18 protein-coding genes are annotated in these 18792 nt (G+C 39.8%); 11 read left to right on the plus strand and 7 right to left on the minus strand.

Going from position 1 to position 18792, the window contains the following annotated elements; translation table 11 throughout:
- The first annotated feature begins 393 nt into the window (after positions 1–393).
- Both Phpb_RS00965 and mdtD read left to right on the plus strand, forming a co-directional pair.
- Entirely contained in the window at positions 394–1083 is a 690-nt protein-coding gene (locus tag Phpb_RS00965) for a FadR/GntR family transcriptional regulator (protein ID WP_065388778.1), read from the plus strand.
- A 69-nt stretch (positions 1084–1152) separates the two neighbouring features.
- Positions 1153–2544, plus strand: a complete 1392-nt coding sequence (mdtD, locus tag Phpb_RS00970; RefSeq protein ID WP_065388779.1) for a multidrug transporter subunit MdtD — start codon at positions 1153–1155, stop codon at positions 2542–2544.
- Here the strand turns inward: mdtD and rbsR are convergent.
- The 6 genes from rbsR to rbsD form a co-directional block, all read right to left on the minus strand.
- On the minus strand, positions 2541–3542 hold the full coding sequence (gene rbsR, locus Phpb_RS00975) for a ribose operon transcriptional repressor RbsR (RefSeq protein WP_065388780.1): 1002 nt from the start codon (positions 3540–3542) through the stop codon (positions 2541–2543). The two genes, mdtD and rbsR, sit on opposite strands and share 4 nt — an antisense overlap.
- A gap of 2 nt (positions 3543–3544) precedes the next feature.
- Positions 3545–4474: a ribokinase gene (gene rbsK, locus Phpb_RS00980; RefSeq protein ID WP_065388781.1), complete on the minus strand. Its 930-nt coding sequence runs from the start codon at positions 4472–4474 to the stop codon at positions 3545–3547.
- 63 nt (positions 4475–4537) lie between these two features.
- The gene (rbsB, locus tag Phpb_RS00985) at positions 4538–5428 is read right to left on the minus strand and encodes a ribose ABC transporter substrate-binding protein RbsB (RefSeq protein WP_065388782.1); all 891 of its coding nucleotides are present in this window, start codon (positions 5426–5428) and stop codon (positions 4538–4540) included.
- Between the two features lie 24 nt (positions 5429–5452).
- Positions 5453–6424, minus strand: coding sequence for a ribose ABC transporter permease (gene rbsC / locus Phpb_RS00990; protein WP_065388783.1), 972 nt, complete (start codon positions 6422–6424; stop codon positions 5453–5455).
- Between the two features lie 6 nt (positions 6425–6430).
- The gene (gene rbsA, locus Phpb_RS00995; protein ID WP_065388784.1) at positions 6431–7936 is read right to left on the minus strand and encodes a ribose ABC transporter ATP-binding protein RbsA; all 1506 of its coding nucleotides are present in this window, start codon (positions 7934–7936) and stop codon (positions 6431–6433) included.
- Positions 7937–7943: 7 nt separating this feature from the next.
- On the minus strand, positions 7944–8363 hold the full coding sequence (gene rbsD / locus Phpb_RS01000; RefSeq protein WP_036782045.1) for a D-ribose pyranase: 420 nt from the start codon (positions 8361–8363) through the stop codon (positions 7944–7946).
- A 252-nt stretch (positions 8364–8615) separates the two neighbouring features.
- On the opposite strand from rbsD, the gene ravA reads away from it, so the two are divergent.
- Both ravA and viaA read left to right on the plus strand, forming a co-directional pair.
- Complete coding sequence (ravA, locus tag Phpb_RS01005) at positions 8616–10127, plus strand: ATPase RavA (protein WP_420848318.1); 1512 nt, start codon at positions 8616–8618, stop codon at positions 10125–10127.
- Between the two features lie 4 nt (positions 10128–10131).
- Positions 10132–11589 carry an ATPase RavA stimulator ViaA gene (gene viaA, locus Phpb_RS01010; protein ID WP_065388786.1) on the plus strand — a complete coding sequence of 486 codons (1458 nt, stop codon included), beginning with the start codon at positions 10132–10134 and terminating at the stop codon, positions 11587–11589.
- A 5-nt stretch (positions 11590–11594) separates the two neighbouring features.
- Here viaA and asnA read toward each other — a convergent pair whose 3' ends face one another.
- Entirely contained in the window at positions 11595–12587 is a 993-nt protein-coding gene (asnA, locus tag Phpb_RS01015) for an aspartate--ammonia ligase (RefSeq protein WP_065388787.1), read from the minus strand.
- Between the two features lie 166 nt (positions 12588–12753).
- On the opposite strand from asnA, the gene asnC reads away from it, so the two are divergent.
- From asnC to atpE, 7 genes are all read left to right on the plus strand, one after another.
- On the plus strand, positions 12754–13215 hold the full coding sequence (gene asnC / locus Phpb_RS01020; RefSeq protein ID WP_011144463.1) for a transcriptional regulator AsnC: 462 nt from the start codon (positions 12754–12756) through the stop codon (positions 13213–13215).
- A gap of 91 nt (positions 13216–13306) precedes the next feature.
- The gene (gene mioC / locus Phpb_RS01025; protein ID WP_046396707.1) at positions 13307–13747 is read left to right on the plus strand and encodes an FMN-binding protein MioC; all 441 of its coding nucleotides are present in this window, start codon (positions 13307–13309) and stop codon (positions 13745–13747) included.
- 379 nt (positions 13748–14126) lie between these two features.
- Positions 14127–16016 carry a tRNA uridine-5-carboxymethylaminomethyl(34) synthesis enzyme MnmG gene (gene mnmG / locus Phpb_RS01030; protein ID WP_065388788.1) on the plus strand — a complete coding sequence of 630 codons (1890 nt, stop codon included), beginning with the start codon at positions 14127–14129 and terminating at the stop codon, positions 16014–16016.
- A 13-nt stretch (positions 16017–16029) separates the two neighbouring features.
- Positions 16030–16650, plus strand: a complete 621-nt coding sequence (gene rsmG, locus Phpb_RS01035; RefSeq protein ID WP_065388789.1) for a 16S rRNA (guanine(527)-N(7))-methyltransferase RsmG — start codon at positions 16030–16032, stop codon at positions 16648–16650.
- A gap of 610 nt (positions 16651–17260) precedes the next feature.
- Positions 17261–17638, plus strand: a complete 378-nt coding sequence (gene atpI, locus Phpb_RS01040) for a F0F1 ATP synthase subunit I (RefSeq protein ID WP_065388790.1) — start codon at positions 17261–17263, stop codon at positions 17636–17638.
- Between the two features lie 30 nt (positions 17639–17668).
- Complete coding sequence (atpB, locus tag Phpb_RS01045) at positions 17669–18493, plus strand: F0F1 ATP synthase subunit A (protein WP_065388791.1); 825 nt, start codon at positions 17669–17671, stop codon at positions 18491–18493.
- A gap of 52 nt (positions 18494–18545) precedes the next feature.
- Positions 18546–18785: a F0F1 ATP synthase subunit C gene (atpE, locus tag Phpb_RS01050; protein ID WP_000429386.1), complete on the plus strand. Its 240-nt coding sequence runs from the start codon at positions 18546–18548 to the stop codon at positions 18783–18785.
- Positions 18786–18792: the final 7 nt, after the last annotated feature.

An 18792-nucleotide genomic window follows, 5' to 3' on the forward strand; every position in this document is an offset into this window, starting at 1 on the left:
TTTAAAACGTATTTTTTTGTGATACGGTCTTGTGAGTGCCCACACAGATTGTCTGATTAATTGTTAAAGAGCAGGCTGAATCAAAAAACCATATTCTCGTTCAGCCGGGCTGCGCATACTACGCTGTTCGCCCGCAGAGTCAAGCGCTTATTCGCTTTCCTCTGCCTGACCTCACAATGTTTATCAGCGTTGTGTCGGTCAGTGGTGGCGCATTATAGGGAGTTCTTTGACGCTGGCAAGCGTTTATTGAAAAAAAATTGCTATTCGCGACTTTTTTCAACAAAACCTGCATTTTTGTGTTTTTTTTATACAAAATTGATGGCATCGACAATAATTATTCCCAAACTAAAGTACTATTAAGCAGACAAATGCGGGCAAGGGTTCAAATCTACTATGCAATTTAAAGAACAAAGAAAAGCTTCCCAGAAAAACCTTTCTTATCTTTTAGCTGAAAAAATCGGACAACAGATTTTGTCTGGTGAATATAAAGCTGAAACTACCCTTCCTAGTGAAATAGAACTCGCTGAACAATTTGACGTCAGCAGAACTTCTGTTCGTGAAGCAATAAAAATACTTGCAGCCAAGGGTATGTTATTACCTCGCCCACGTATTGGTACTCGAATCATGCCAACGATTCATTGGAATTTCCTTGATCAGGATTTATTAAAGTGGTGGATGAATCGAGACAACCTTAACCAAGTGGTTGAACATTTCCACATAGTAAGATTAGCAATAGAGCCACAAGCTTGCTTTCTTGCTGCACAAAATGCCACACAAAAACAAAGGAAGCAGCTCTTACAGGTAATAGATGAAATGTATCTACTAAAAGAAAATTTTAACCGGGAAAAATGGATAGAGATTGATTACCAGTTTCACTATACCATTTACAAATCTTGTGGAAACCCATTCTTATGCTCTTTTGCCAACTTATTTCATTTGGTTTACCAGAACCACTTTGAAGCTATTATTTCCGATAAAGTTGTACAACTGGAAGCTCATAAAACAATTGTTAATTCTATCATCCAAGGTGACAGTTACAGTGCACTTCTCGCTTGCCAAAAGTTATTAACAGAGCGTGAATGATCTTATATAGTAGTGTATTAGATTAATATCTAACCAAACATTAACTAGATAAAATAAGCAGGATTATTAATGGTAAAAACCGCTCGTAATATGGCGGGGCTACCCTGGATTGCTGCAATAGCTTTCTTTATGCAAGCTTTAGATGCAACAATTCTCAACACAGCATTGCCCGCTATTGCTGAAAGCCTCAAACATTCACCTCTGGCGATGCAATCTGCTGTTGTCAGCTATACTCTGACTGTTGCTTTGCTAATCCCAGTCAGCGGCTGGTTAGCGGATCGTTTCGGTACCCGTCGGATATTTATATTTGCTGTATCCTTATTTTCTTTAGGCTCCCTTGCCTGTGCTTTGTCAGGTAATTTAGCTTTTCTAGTTGCTTCACGTGTAATTCAAGGAATTGGTGGCGCAATGATGATGCCGGTTGCTCGCCTTGCTTTATTACGTGCATACCCACGTAGCGAACTTCTACCCGTTATGAATTTTGTCACCATGCCAGGGTTAGTAGGGCCAATTCTTGGTCCCATGCTCGGTGGGTTATTAGTCACTTATGCTACCTGGCACTGGATATTTATTATCAATATTCCTATTGGTTTATTGGGGATTATTTATGCTAAAAAGCATATGCCTAATTTTACAATGCCAAAACGTTCATTCGACTTTTTCGGTTTTATACTTTTTGGACTGAGTTTAATAATGGTTTCTGTCAGTTTAGATTTACTAGGAGAAAGTACGTTACCAGGCTATATACCACTAACAATGATGGTTGGTGGTTTTATGATATTATTTGGTTATCTAATGCATGCCAGAAGACAAACTCAACCCCTTATTAGTCTGAAATTATTCCGTGTTCGTACATTCTCTATCGGTATTATAGGTAATATTGTTACACGCTTGGGAACTGGGTGCATTCCTTTCCTAATGCCTTTGATGCTACAAGTTGGATTTGGTTATTCAGCAGTCATTGCCGGCATGATGATGGCACCAACAGCTATTGGTTCTGTTATAGCCAAATCTTTCGTTACTAATGTATTAACTCGCTTTGGATATCGTAAGACGCTGGTTAGCATAACAATCATTATTGGATTAATGATTTCTCAATTTTCACTGCAATCACCAGGAATGTCCGCTGTCCTTCTGTCTATTCCACTATTCTTACTGGGCATGGCTGTATCCATCCAATTTACTTCGATGAATACCATTACTCTCGCAGATTTGACCGATAATAATGCCAGTTCAGGAAATAGTTTATTAGCGGTAACTCAACAGTTATCTATTAGCTTCGGTGTTGCGGTAAGTGCCGCTATTCTTCGTTTCTATGAATCCATACATTATGGAACAACCATTGATAGCTTCCACAACACTTTTATTACCGTAGGAATAATCACTTTACTCTCTTCTTCCACCTTCCTGCTATTACATAAGGAAGATGGAGATAATATGATCAAGAAAAAGAACACTTAAGAACGAGAAACTGAACTACGCTCAATCAGTGTCGGAGTTAATACTAATAATTTAGGATCACTTTCTGGGTTATCCATCCGATAAAGCAAAGTATCAACAGCTAACTTTCCTAACTCATCTTTTGGCTGATGAATGGTTGTCAACGGTGGGATCATATAAGGGGCGAGGTCGATATCATCATAACCTATGATGGAAATATCATCCGGCACAGAAAGCCCTGCTTGGTATAGAGCCTGATAAGCGCCAACAGCCATTGCATCATTTCCGGCAAAAACAGCTTCTGGCGGTTCTGGATGTTGTAGTAATTTCTGCATTGATTTAAAACCACCAGCAAATTCAAAATCACTATAAATTTCATATCCGTCAGGAATAATAAGGCCAGCATTTGCCATTGCCTTTCTATATCCCTTCAATCGATGATTAGCAGGTGTTTTATCTTGTGGACCTGCAATACAAGCTATTTTTTTAAAGCCACAGCTAATAAGGTGATTAGTCGCTATCTCACCCCCTAACAAGGAGTTGTCCTGAATAATATCGTTGACAATATCAAATGGAGACCAATCCATCATAACCATCGGTAAAGGAGGATAACGGCGCAGAACATCACAGGAACTGTGCTGATTTTCAGTACACATAATCAGCACCCCATCTACTCGCTTTTGCAGCAAAGTTTCCATGCTGTAATCCATTCGTTTGGCATCACCTTCTGTATTACACAAGATAAGGCTGTAACCACGCTCATAACAGCTTCGTTCAACCCCTCTTACAATTTCAGCATAAAAAGGATTATTACTGGTTGTCACCAGCATACCGATGGTTTTGGTTTGCTTGATCTTAAGACTTCGAGCCAGCGCTGATGGCGCATAATTCAATTGCTCAATCGCATCATTAACTTTCTTTTTCACACCATCACTGACATAACGATTATTATTAATAACATGAGATACAGTTGATGTAGAAACGCCAGCAAAACGAGCAACATCTTTCATTGTAGCCACAGTTAATCCTGTTCAGTTAAAAATGCATCAATTTCATTTCGCCACGGAACGGAAGGTTGAGCTCCCTGACGGGTTACCGCTATCGCAGCAGCAGAATGAGCAAATCGTATGGCAGATAATATGGGTTTTCTTTCCAATAATGCTGTCACCAGTGCACCGTTGAATGTATCTCCTGCCGCAACAGTATCTACAACGTTAACTTTAAATCCCGGAACAATTTTTCCTTTCTGACCTATTTGACTCAACCATACACCACGGCAACCCAATGTGATAATTACCGTTTCAATACCTTTATCATGCAGTATTCGAGCCGCATTTTCCGCATCTAAATCATTTTCTACTTTAATTCCAGTGAGGTACTCCGCTTCAGTTTCATTCGGTGTAATGATATCCACCAGCAAGAGCAGTTGATCAGATAATTTTCGGGCCGGAGCCGGATTGAGTATCACTTTTGTATTATTTTGTTTAGCTATTGTTGCAGCAAGTAGCACAGTTTCCAATGGAGACTCAAGTTGCATTAATAATGCATCCGCTTCCTCGATAATATTTTGGTAGCGATAGAAATATTCCGGTGTCAACGCTGCATTAGCGCCTGCATTGATACCAATAACGTTCTCACCTTGCTGATTAACGAAAATCAACGCTACACCCGTTGTTTCTCCTTTAATCACTTCAATGCCAGAAGTTTTAATATTATCCTTTGCTAATTGCTGATAGATACGAAAACCAATATCGTCCTCACCAACACAAGCAATAAATGTAATGTCAGCACCACTGCGGCCTGCTGCTACCGCCTGATTAGCACCTTTACCACCAAAAGCAACCTGATATTGTTCCCCGATCACCGTTTCCCCCGGGCGAGGGAATGACTTAAGATTCAAAATATGGTCAGCATTAATGCTGCCAAGCACCGCAAGTTTTGCTGTACTCATTACATTTATTCCTTTTCAATTATGCCGTCACCACCATCAATGAGTAACAGCACAAATATCGATTTATTTTCTAATAACTAACTCCAATTCTACAGGGATGACGACTTCAACTTTTTCGCCTCTCAGCACTTTATTTGCAGTCTGAACACCAACGATACCAATTTGATCAGGCCGCTGAGCGATTGTCGCTCCTAGTTTTCCATTTTGAACGGCTTTGATACCATCTCCAGTACCATCAAAACCAACAACTAATACATCGTTTTTACCTGCTGTCTGTAAAGCGCGTAAAGCACCTAACGCCATCTCATCATTCTGAGCAAATACAGCTTGTACCGCCGGATGAGCTATCAGTAAGTTCTGCGTAACATTCAGTCCCTTAGTACGATCGAAATCAGCCGGCTGACTAGCCAACACATTGAATTTATGTTCCTGTGCTACCTTATTAAACCCTTCACCACGTTCACGGGCGGCAGAAGTGCCGGCAATACCTTCTAACTGAATAATTTTGGCTTCATTTCCCAGTTTTTCGGCGATAAAATCACCTGCTATTTTACCCGCCAAGCGGTTATCAGAAGCAATATGACTGACAACAATACCTTTATTCGCTATCCGATCGAGAGTAATGACCGGAATTTTGGCATTGTTAGCCATCATAATGGCATTACCAACAGCATCGGAGTCAGTCGGATTAATTAGCATGAGTTTCGTACCACGTACTGTCAAATCCTGAACATTAGCTAATTCTTTCGCTGGATTATCCTGAGAATCCAACACAATTAGGTCATAACCCAACTTATCCGCCTCTTTTTGAGCACTATCTTTCATTGTGACAAAGAATGGATTATTCAGTGTAGAAATGACTAACGCGATAGTGTCTTTCGCCAATGCGTTTACACTTACAGTCATACTTAGTGCAACAGCAGATAAAATTGTTACTAATTTCTTCACTTTCATCGTGTTATTTCCTGTAGGGTGAGGTTATTTACCACTTTTGTTATCAACCAGAACGGCTAACAATATTACAATAGCTTTAACAATCATCTGATAGTTAGAAGAAATACCTAATAAGTTTAAGCCATTGTTTAAAAAACCGAGGATTAGCGCACCAATCAGAGTACCAATAATTAACCCCTTACCACCAGCAAGGCGAGTACCTCCCAGTACTACGGCAGCAATAGCATCTAATTCATAACCTCCCCCCGCCATAGGTTGAGCAGAAGAAAGGCGAGCGACTTCAATAATACTTGCCAATGCCGTCAGTAAGCCGCATAAGGAGTAAACGATAATTTTAATTTTATCAATATTGATACCGGATAAACGGGTAGCCGATTCATTCCCCCCCAAGGCATAAATATAACGACCTAAGCGAGTGTGATGCAGGATATACCATGCGATAATAAAAACTATCAACATCAGCCATACTGGAGTAGGAACTCCCAGTGGACGACCAATACCAAACCAACCAAACAGATCCGCGTTATCACTGAATCCTGTATTTATTGGGCTACCATCAGTATAGACACGAGTTATTCCACGAAGTAATAACATCATGACTAGAGTGGCAATAAAAGCCTGTACTTTACCTTTAGCAATTATTATTCCTGTACAAGCACCAATTGCAGCACCTAAAGCCAAAGCACCCACGATAGCCACCAGTGCATTAATTTCCGTACCAACCAATGAAGCAGCTATTGCACCTGTTAACGCAAGCAATGAACCAACAGACAGGTCAATACCCGATGTCAGAATAACTAATGTCATCCCAACGGCCATAATGGCATTGACTGATGTTTGTTGCAGAATATTAAACAAATTATTTAAAGTGAAAAAATTTTGGCTAAGAGAAGAAACTACTGCGATCAACACTAACAATGCAATCAGTGACTTTTGTTCCAGTAACCACTCTCTAGTAAACCAACGTTTAAATGTCGGTGATATATTAGAACTCATACTGAATTACCCCTGAATTGCTCCATATTGTTTGCCTACAGCCGCCGCCATCAAAACTTCTTGAGTTACCTGTTCAGCAAAAAATTCTCCGCTGATCTGGCCTTCACACATAACCAAAATACGGTCACTCATTCCCATCACTTCTGGCATTTCAGAAGAAACGAGAATAATACTTAGTCCTTCTTTCTTAAACTGATTAATTAACTGATAAATTTCTTTTTTTGCGCCAACATCTACACCACGTGTAGGTTCATCCAGAATAAGAACTTTTGGTCTGGTCATTAATCCACGGGCAATAGCTACTTTTTGCTGATTACCACCAGAAAGCAAATCAATAGCTTGTCCCATTGAAGGTGTCTTGATACTAAACAATTTAATAAAGTCACTAACTGCACTCTGTTCTTCTTTATGATTAAGACCCCCTAACCAGTTACTGAAATAACGTAAGGCAGTAAGAGACATATTCTCTTTAATTGACATTCCCAAAACTAAACCATCATGTTTACGATCTTCTGAAATATAAACAATCCCACAAGCTAGCCCATCTTGAGGGTTACGAATTACAATGGGTGTTCCATCCAGTGTGATTTGTCCTTGAGTTTTCGGCAACGCACCATAAATAATTTTCATCAATTCAGTCCGGCCAGCCCCCATTAGCCCTGATATACCCAAAATTTCCCCGCTATAAAGGGAAAAACTGGCATTTGTCACACCGGGACCAGAAATCTGCTTAACTTCAAGTCGTTTTTTACCCCGAGGTAAATTCAGGCGAGGATATTGATCTTCCAGTTTTCGCCCAACCATCATTTCAATCAGAGCTTCTTCTTTTAACTCTTTTACCGGCTTTTCACCAATAAATTGTCCATCACGGAATACCGTCACATCATCGCAAATTTCAAAAATTTCTTTCAAACGATGGGAGATATAAACAATACCGCATCCCTGAGATTTTAGTTCATGTATTACACTAAATAATGATTCAGTTTCTGTATCGGTCAGCGCATCAGTTGGCTCATCCATAATGATAACTTTGGATTTAAAACTCAGCACCTTAGCAATTTCAACCATTTGTTGATCACCGATAGAAAGTTCAGCGACTAAACAGTGACTGCTGTAACTCAGATTCAATTTTTTTAACAGGCGATCTGCTTCCTGATACATTTTTCTCCAATCAATTGCTCCGAATTTATTAACAAATTCTCGTCCCAGGAAAATATTTTCAGCAATAGTCAGTTGGGGAATAAGATTTAATTCCTGATGGATAATTCCGATCCCCGCTTCCTGAGAGGATCTAGGGCCAGAAAAAATTACTTCTTTTCCCTGGTAATGAACCGTGCCTGTATCTCTGGTATATATCCCAGTCAACACTTTCATCATCGTGGATTTACCTGCACCATTCTCCCCTACCAGTGCCATCACTTTACCCGGGTAAACACGTAGTGCCGCACCAGATAATGCTTTGACACCAGGAAAAGATTTACTAATTCCTTTTAGTTCCAGTACAGGCTGCATAATCACCTCAGAAAGTCACACCAGCACAAAGGATAATATTGGCATAAGGAGAATGCTCTCCTGTGCGAATCACCGCTCGGCTATGTTCTGTTTTCTCTTTCAACATATTATGACTAATATAGTCTACAGTAATTGAATTCCCTTGCTGTTTCTCAAGTTCTTTAATTTGAGTCAATATTAATTGATGTATCAAAGGATTATGGTCAATGATCTCCTCAGCTAAAAATGCAGCTTCAATCTGCATTTCGTGTGTAACAACATTAAGAACGGATATAAAACTAGGAATTCCCTGGGTTAGCGCTAAATCAATCCGCTGGGCTAAAGAAGGAATTGGTAATCCAGCATCACCAATTGTAATCTGGTCAGCATGCCCTAGCTGAGAAATTACGGCTGAAATTTCAGAATTAAGTAATACACCTTTTTTCATTTTTTTATTCCATTAGCGAAACGTTTCGCTATTTAGTAATATAGAAAGTAATATTTAAAATACAACATTAGTGATACAAAAGTGTGATCACTATCGAAACGTTTCGATAATGAAAGAAACGAAAATAAATGCTAACTTATTGAATATTTGACGCTGAATCGATTTTTAAGGTAAATATTGTCTACATCAACAAATAATGATTAAAATCTATGGAGAAGGCCAATTAGGTTTCATCTAATCCAACAGATAATATTGGTACGAATTATGTTGTTAGCAGAAAAAATAGTTTGCTTAAGTCACTATCTGGAAAGTGGTCTGTATGAAAGACAACAGACTATTCGTTTATGTTTGCTAGCGGCATTATGTGGGGAAAGTGTTTTTCTACTCGGTCCTCCTGGTATCGCAAAAAGCCTGATAGCCCGACGATTAAAATTTGCGTTTCGTGATGCCAGAGCATTTGAATATCTGATGACTCGCTTTTCAACTCCTGAAGAAATTTTTGGTCCTCTTTCTATTCAGGCATTGAAAGAAGAAGGACGTTACCAACGTCTAACTAACGGATATTTACCTGAAACCGAAATTGTCTTCCTTGATGAAATATGGAAAGCCGGTCCAGCAATTCTTAATACCCTACTGACCGCAATTAATGAAAGAAAATTCAGAAATGGCGATACAGAAGAGAAAATTCCAATGCGATTACTTGTAACAGCATCCAATGAGCTGCCTGAAGCAGATAACAGCCTGGAAGCGCTCTATGACAGAATGTTAATTCGTATTTGGTTGGACAAAATTCAAGAAAAAAAGAATTTCCGAGCGTTACTCACTAGCCACAAAAATGAAAATGATAATCCTGTCCCAGTAGACATTCAGATCACAAGTGAAGAATTTTACCAATGGCAAAAGGAGATTGATAAGATAATTCTACCTGATAGTTGTTTTGATATTATCTATCATTTACGCCAGCAACTTGATACGACAGAACATTCACCTTACATTTCAGATCGACGCTGGAAGAAAGCCATTCATTTATTACAAGCCAGCGCTTTCTTTAATGGTAGAAAAGAGATATCCCCTATTGATTTAATATTGCTGAAAGATTGTTTGTGGCATGATCTTCACTCTTTTAAATTATTACCTCAGTACCTAAATACTCTCATAACCGAACAGGCATATCAGCAAAGAGTATTATCTCAAAAAATGGATTCGCTCTATCACCAATGGACTCAAGTCTGTCAGGATAAAAATAATCAGCAAGCGTTAAAGCTGGAAAAACAAACCAGTCTGTTTGGACATAAAATACAGTATTCGTTACCCGATCATATCAATGAAGAAAAATTGATTTTATTCCTACATACACCTCTTCATCTCCATGATATTAAAGTTAATTTCATTGAATTGGATAAAAAAGCGCTGAATAACTGGATAAACAAAGGCGGAGAACTATCAGCTCGTCTGAACGGTATTGGTTTCCCACAAAACATAGCAGCCGAAATTAATTCAATACACCAGCCAGAGATTTTTGATATCAGCCGTCGTTCATCCACGCTATATTTACCAGACCGTCAGCATCAGCAAAATGAAGAAAACAACGAGTGGCTGGAAAGATTGGAAAAGATTAATCAAGAAATCCATCACCAACACCAATTGTTTAATCACCATCAACCATGTCTGTTTATTGAAAGTCATTGGCTTGCTACGATAGAGCAAAGCTTTATCCAGTTAGCCGATAAAATTAATCAGTTGAAAATAAAAATGGGCAACTAATTAAATGATTAGTCTGACAACCCTTGATCTTTTACTGTCAATAAACGAAGGAGAGATGATAGAAGAGATCATATTAACGATTCTAGCTTCACCTCAGTTAGCTATCTTTTTTGAAAAATATCCTCGTTTGAAACGTGCGCTACTAAAAGATATCCCTGGTTGGAAAATCGATTTACAACAAAGGATTAAAGAAGCGCTCATTCCTGCAACTCTGGCAGAAGAATTTCAGTTATATCAACAATTGCTCTCTGCCAATACAAATCATTTTTACCTTAAGCTTCCCGACATTTTAGAAACTCTGAACCGAATTGAATCCCCTTTTAGTAAAGAAGCACAGAAACTCGCAACCAACACCATTGCTGATTCAAATACACTGCAAACCCTATTTATTCAACGATGGAGGATCAGTTTGATCCTGCAAACCACAACCCTCCATAAGCAATTGCTAGAACAAGAAAAAGAGCAATTACTAGCAGAACTGCAACAAAGGCTGGCACTAAGCGGTAATCTTGATCCTATTTTTAGTGAAAATGATAGGGCAGCAGGGCGGTTATGGGATATGAGTAAAAGTCAGTTAAATCATTTCCAAAATGATAAACAGTTATTGATTCGCTATAGCGAATTTCTTCGCCAACAGCCGGAACTGGAAAAATTAGCTCAATTACTCGGACGCAGCCAATCTGCAAAATCAAAACCACAGGAAAATCATTTTTTCGAACCATTTACCACAATCGAACGAACACCTGATACCGTTCCTGAACAGGTAAATGGAATCGGACAAAGTGATGATATTCTACGCCTACTGCCAATAGAATTGGCGATATTAGGAATTGAAGATCTGGAATATGAGTTTTATCGCAAATTAGTGGAAAAAAAACTCCTGACCTATCGATTACAAGGTGATAACTGGCAAGAAAAAACAACATTACGGCCAGTCACTCATTATAGCCAGGAAGAAAAACCACGAGGACCATTTATTATTTGTGTAGATACTTCCGGTTCTATGGGGAGATTCAATGAAAAATGCGCCAAAGCTTTTTGTCTGGCACTGTTACGCATTGCTCTAGCTGATAATCGCAACTGTCATATCATGCTATTTACGACAGAAATTGTGCACTATGAACTATCCTCACCAGATGGTCTGGAGCAAGCTATTCGTTTTCTCAGCCAGACTTTCAAAGGAGGAACAGATCTCGCTTTCTGTCTGACAAGCACAATAGAAAAAATGAAAGAACAGCGTTGGAAAGATGCTGATGCTGTTGTTATCTCAGATTTCATTGCCCAGCGCCTGCCGGACTCACTAATCCATCAGATAAAAAATCTGCAACTGCATCAGCAACACCGCTTCCATGCGGTCTCCATGTCCCAATATGGTAAGCCAGATATTATGCGGATATTCGATCATATCTGGCGCTTTGATACCGGACTTAAAAGTCGTTTACTGCGAAAATGGCGTCACTAATTGAATCAAAGCATATCTTCTACAGTTTCGCGTACTTCTGGTGACCAGATACTGCACTGAACTTGACCGATATGCTTCATTTGCAGCAATAACATCACTAAACGAGATTGACCAATACCACCACCAATCGATTGTGGCATGTCACCGTTGAGTAACGCCTGATGCCAATCATATTGTAAACGCTTTTCATCACCAGTCAGTGCTAACTGACGCTCCAGTGCTTCTGCATCAACACGGATACCCATAGAAGAGATCTCAAACGCATCTTCCAAAACAGGGTTCCAGACAATGATGTCGCCGTTTAGACCCAAAAAACCATCGCAGTTTGGCGTCGTCCAGTCGTCATAATCAGGCGCACGCACATCATGAGATTGACCATCAGATAATTTCGCACCAATACCTATGAGGAAGACAGCACCCAATTCTTTAGCAATAGCACGTTCACGACCTTTTGCGTCCAGATCCGGATAACGGCTCAGAAGCGTTTCACTATGGACAAAGTGAATTTGATCTGGCAGGAACGGTGCCAGACCAAACTCTTTGCTGACAGCTTTTTCTGTTTCTTTTATTGCTTCGTAAATTTTACCTACTGTCTGTTTAAGATAAGCAAGTGAGCGTTGCCCATCTCCCATCACTTTTTCCCAATCCCATTGATCAACATAAACAGAGTGGATTGGCGTTAAGCGATCCTCATCCGGACGCAATGCTTTCATGTGAGTATAAAGCCCTTGTTCAGGCTGAAAGCCAAAACGTCCCAGTGTCTTACGTTTCCATTTAGCCAATGAATGCACTACTTCGAAAGTTGAATCCGGTAAAGTTTTTACTTTTACCTGAACAGCTTTTTCATGACCAGACAAGTTGTCCTGAATACCATCTCCCAAACAACTTAGGATTGGCCCTTGTACTTCAATCAGACCCAATTTGCTTTCCAGCAAACGGGAAAAGTAGGATTTCACGAAACTGATTTGTTGCTGCTTTTCAATAAACGACTTTTTCATAATGTTATTCTCTAATTTTTTAGGTAGCCCTGATGTCCTGTTGGAAACATTAAGCAATAAAATGAGGGATAAATTCAATATACTTTAATAAAAATAGCCTTTATGATTCATAAAATTCATTTTTAAGATGCAAAAAATGAAAATTCATTAAAAAACGGGGCTAAAAATGGCAGAAATTTATCAGATCGACAATTTAGACCGTGACATACTTCACGCTTTAATGGACAACGCACGTACACCTTATGCCGAGCTAGCAAAGAAATTTGCAGTCAGCCCAGGAACAATTCACGTTCGTGTGGAAAAAATGAAGCAAGCAGGAATCATCACCGGCACCAGAGTAGATATCAGCACGAAACAACTTGGTTACGATGTGTGTTGCTTTATTGGCATTATTCTTAAGAGTGCTAAAGATTATCCATCAGCCCTGAAAAAACTAGACAACCTGGATGAAGTAGTTGAGGTTTACTACACAACAGGCCACTACAGCATCTTTATTAAAGTTATGTGCCGTTCAATTGAATCCCTTCAAGATGTACTTATCAACAAAATACAGACTATCGATGAAATTCAATCAACAGAAACCCTAATCTCCTTACAAAACCCGATCATGCGAACAATCAAGCCATAAAATAAAATTTGTTATAACCACATTATCCACAGGTAGATCCCAACAGATTCACAGCGTACAATAGCGATTCTTGAAATCTGTTGGGATCACTATGGCCACTATTACCTTAATCAGCGGTAGCACAATGGGCAGTGCTGAATACGTAGCTGAACATATGGCTGAAATTTTGGAAGACGCAGGCTTCTCCACTGAAATGCTACATGGCCCCTCTTTAGATGAACTTCCTCAAGAAGGGATCTGGCTAGTCGTCACATCCACACATGGAGCAGGAGAATTGCCAGAAAATATACAACCATTAGCAGCAGAAATTTCTGAACAAAAACCTGATCTCCGCAAGGTAACGTTTGGCGCTGTTGGCCTTGGTAGTTCTGAATACGATACTTTTTGCGGTGCAATAAGATCATTTGACCAAATATTAATAGAAAGCGGAGCTAAACGCCTCGGTGATCGTCTGGAAATTGATATTCAACAACACGAGATCCCCGAAGATCCCGCGGAAGAATGGGTCAAAAATTGGGCAAAGTCACTCTAATAAGAACAAAAAAACAGCAAACGATTGTGGATAACTTATCTAAAAACCCGGGGTTAACCCGTAGTTATCCATAGTATAACTCTCTGACAATGATCGCCTTGTGAATAACCACCGATTTAGATCCCAGTTTATACCTCGTGGGATCACGGATCATTCACAACAAATGATCCTTTGCAGCTTTATGATCTTTCTAAGGAAAAATAACTTATCCACAAAAGATCATGATCCTAATAAAAGATCTAATAAACAGATCTTTAAATAAAAAAGATCTTCTTTTAATTACCGGTGATCTCACCTACTTGGTCTATCGCTAAAACTTGAGTAGAATTCTCTTCCCTAATGCAACACTGAGCTTTCTTATAACAAAAGGTTCATCACCATGTTTTATCCAGAACAATTTGACGTCATCATTATCGGTGGTGGTCATGCCGGTACCGAAGCTGCTATGGCAGCCGCTCGTATGGGCCGTCAAACCTTATTACTGACCCACAATATTGACACTTTGGGCCAAATGTCATGTAACCCAGCTATTGGCGGGATCGGTAAAGGACATCTGGTTAAAGAAATTGATGCGCTTGGTGGTTTAATGGCTAAAGCCACTGACCAAGCAGGTATCCAATTTAGAACTTTGAATGCCAGTAAAGGGCCAGCAGTTCGTGCAACACGAGCTCAAGCTGATAGAGTTCTCTATCGTCAAGCTGTGCGCATGACATTGGAGAATCAACCTAATCTGATGATCTTCCAACAACCTGTAGAAGATCTCATTGTTGAAAATGACACAGTTACTGGCGCAGTAACACGCATGGGGCTTAAATTCAGAGCCAAAGCTGTTGTTTTAACTGTAGGAACATTTCTTGACGGTAAGATCCATATCGGTTTGGAAAATTATAGTGGTGGAAGGGCTGGCGATCCCCCGGCAATTTCGTTGGCACAGCGCCTGCGTGAGTTGCCTTTACGTGTGAACAGATTAAAAACAGGGACACCACCACGTATTGATGCCAGAACTATTGATTTTAGTCAGTTAACACAACAACTAGGTGATAACCCAGTACCAATATTCTCTTTCCTTGGGAACGCGAAACAACATCCACAACAAATACCGTGCTACATCACTCATACGAATGAAAAAACCCACGATGTGATCCGCAATAATTTGGATCGTAGCCCAATGTATGCGGGGATCATTGAAGGGATCGGTCCACGCTACTGTCCTTCAATCGAAGATAAAGTTATGCGTTTTGCGGATCGTAACGCTCACCAGATCTTTCTTGAACCGGAAGGGTTGACCAGCAATGAAATCTACCCAAATGGTATTTCTACCAGTTTACCATTTGATGTACAGATGCAAATTGTTCACTCCATGAAAGGAATGGAAAATGCTTGCATTATTCGTCCTGGTTACGCAATAGAATACGATTTCTTCGATCCAAGAGATCTGAAACAAACATTAGAAAGTAAATTTATCCACGGTCTATTCTTTGCTGGACAAATTAACGGTACCACAGGTTATGAAGAAGCGGCCGCTCAAGGACTCCTGGCTGGTCTTAACGCAGCTCGTCATGCTTCAGAGGAAGAAGGTTGGTTCCCTCGCCGTGATCAAGCTTATATTGGCGTTTTAGTCGATGATTTATGTACTTTAGGGACTAAAGAACCGTACCGTATGTTTACTTCTCGAGCTGAATATCGTTTGATGCTACGTGAAGATAATGCAGACCTACGTTTAACTGAAAAAGGCCGTGAATTAGGGTTGGTAGATGATTCACGTTGGGAACATTATTGCCGTAAAGTCGAAATGGTTGAACAAGAACGTCAGCGTTTACGTAATATTTGGATTCACCCTAATTCAAGTAATCTTGATGACATAAACAACATATTGAAAATGCCATTGTCGAAAGAGGCTAATGGTGAAGATCTATTACGTCGGCCTGAAATGAACTATGAACTTTTGACCTCGTTGCCCCTGTTTTCTCCGGGTCTTGAAGAACCACAAGCCGCTGATCAGGTTGAAATTCAGGTTAAATACGAGGGGTATATTGCCCGCCAGCAGGAAGAAATCGAAAAACAGCTACGTAATGAAAACACATCATTACCGGTTGATCTCGATTACGGTCAAATCAGTGGTCTTTCCAATGAAGTTGTCGCTAAGCTCAATGATCATAAGCCAAGTTCAATTGGTCAAGCCTCTCGTATTTCAGGGGTAACACCTGCTGCCATTTCAATTTTACTTGTGTGGTTGAAAAAACAAGGATTATTGCGCCGCAGTGCCTGAGAGGATTTTAATTGTGCTTAACAAACTAGAATTGCTGCTGACCAAAGCAGGAATAGAGCTGTCACTACAGCAGAAACAGCAGCTTGTAGCCTATGTTGACATGCTCAATAAGTGGAATAAAGCTTACAATCTCACATCAGTACGTGAGCCGGAGCAAATGCTGGTACGTCATATCATGGACAGCATTGTTGTCGGTCCTTATCTGCAAGGTCATCGTTTTATCGATGTGGGAACAGGCCCGGGATTGCCTGGCATTCCGCTAGCTATCGTTTGTCCTGATTCTCACTTCACATTGCTGGATAGTTTAGGTAAAAGGGTGAGATTTTTGCGTCAGGTTCAGCATGAACTTGATTTGGTAAATATCGAACCAGTACAAAGTAGGGTTGAAGCATATTCTTCTGAGCTTCCTTTTGATGGCGTAGTAAGCCGTGCTTTTGCGTCGTTACAAGATATGGTCTCTTGGTGCAGTCATTTGCCAGAACCTATTCACGGGCGTTTCTATGCGCTTAAAGGTGTGCTTCCTGAAGAGGAATTGACTATGTTACCCTTTGGAATTTCTGTTGATTCGGTTATTAAATTAGATGTTCCTGAACTAGAAGGGCAACGTCATTTGGTTATCCTTAAATCAAACTGATTTTGTTATTTGTCAATAAAGTTATAAATAATTAGTGATGTTGAGCACAATTATACTGTAATCAGCATCGTTAATTATAGTTTACCTCGTTTCAGCTTTAATTTACCGAGTTATTACACAAAAATAACGTTATCTTGATATTAAGATAGTTGAACCTTTTAAAATCAAATAAAGCATTTTTTCATCAGATCCACTTTCTTAAACTAGTCAGAAGTTAGCTAGGTGATTTAAATCAATAATATAATCACTCTTTTATATGAAATTAAATTAACGAATTGATTTTATTATTAATTTATTTTATTTTTATCACCTGTGAATGTTAAATATAATTAACAAACGAAAAAATTATGTGATTTAAATCACACTTAAGTCCGAAATGCATGAAATTATTAAAAACAAGAGATCAGCACAATCATTAGCTTGCAACCTGGCGCCAAAATAAAAAATTTAAATAATTGTTCACCTTTTCGCTACTTATGGATTGAATTCATTTTGGCGGCCCGTATAATTTGCACGTTTTTGTCACTTGACACTCTTAAGCAAAGGCAGTTTTATACAACATTTAGCAAAACCTGATATGCAAGGCGTGCGAGGGGAGAAAACAAAAGTCATGTCTGTATCCCTTTACAGCGGTAAAATTGCACTGAAGCTGCTTTTTTTGCAGTTAATGACTTTTGTTGTTCTCAGTGTGGCTTTTTGTACCAAAAGTATAGAATGGGGCGCTTCTGCTTTTGCTGGTGGGCTAGCATGCTGGTTACCTAATGCCATATTTATGCTGTTTGCCAGTTTTCAAAAAGCAAAAGAAGAAGAGGTTCCTGTACGTATTGCATGGTCTTTCGCCGTTGGCGAAGGGTTGAAAGTTATTATTACAATAACTGTGCTGGTTGTTGCTTTAGGCGTGTTTAAAGCGGCATTTGCACCACTAGGTTTAACTTATTTAGCGGTGCTGATTGTGCAAATCATCGCACCTGCTGTGATAAACGGTTAGGTTTTCAACAATAAAAGGGTAAGAGGCATCATGTCTGCATCAGGAGAAGTTTCAACTGCAAGGGACTACATAGGCCACCACCTGAATAACCTTCAGTTGGACCTACGTACCTTTGAGTTGGTCGATCCCAACTCTGGTGGTTCTGCAACGTTCTGGACGTTGAACATTGACTCGCTTTTTTTCTCAGTCGTATTAGGGATCTTATTTCTGTATGTATTCAGAAAGGTTGCAGTTAATGCCACCAGTGGCGTACCTGGCAAACTTCAGACTGCTATAGAATTGATCATGGGTTTTGTTGATAACAGCGTTCGTGATATGTATCACGGGAAGAGCAAAGTTATTGCCCCTTTGGCACTGACAGTGTTCGTTTGGGTGTTATTAATGAACGTGATGGACTTATTGCCAATCGATTTTCTCCCTTATATCGGTGAACATGTCTTTGGTTTACCGGCTCTGCGTGTTGTGCCAACAGCAGATGTCAGTATTACCTTGTCGATGGCTATTGGTGTCTTTGTTCTCATCCTCTACTACAGCATTAAGATGAAAGGGATTGGTGGTTTTACAAAAGAGCTGACTTTACAGCCTTTTAATCATCCACTGTTTATTCCAATTAACTTAATTCTGGAAGGCGTTAGCCTGCTTTCAAAACCGGTATCACTCGGTCTGCGACTGTTTGGTAACATGTATGCGGGTGAATTGATCTTTATTCTTATAGCTGGTCTGTTACCGTGGTGGTCGCAGTGGATGCTCAGCCTGCCTTGGGCTATTTTCCACATACTGATTATTACGTTACAAGCCTTTATTTTCATGGTTCTGACGATTGTTTATCTGTCGATGGCGTCTGAAGAACATTAATTTTTACCACAACAACTAACTGTGTTTTAACTGAAACAAACTGGAGACTGTCATGGAAAACCTGAATATGGATCTGCTGTACATGGCTGCCGCTGTAATGATGGGTTTAGCGGCAATCGGTGCTGCGATCGGTATCGGCATCCTCGGAGGTAAATTTTTGGAAGGCGCTGCTCGTCAGCCGGATTTAATCCCTCTGCTGCGTACACAGTTCTTTATCGTTATGGGTCTGGTTGACGCCATCCCAATGATTGCTGTGGGCCTTGGCTTGTACGTAATGTTTGCTGTCGCGTAGTTTGTAG

The sequence above is a fragment of the Photorhabdus namnaonensis genome (genome assembly GCF_001684335.1).
Lineage (GTDB): Bacteria > Pseudomonadota > Gammaproteobacteria > Enterobacterales > Enterobacteriaceae > Photorhabdus > Photorhabdus namnaonensis.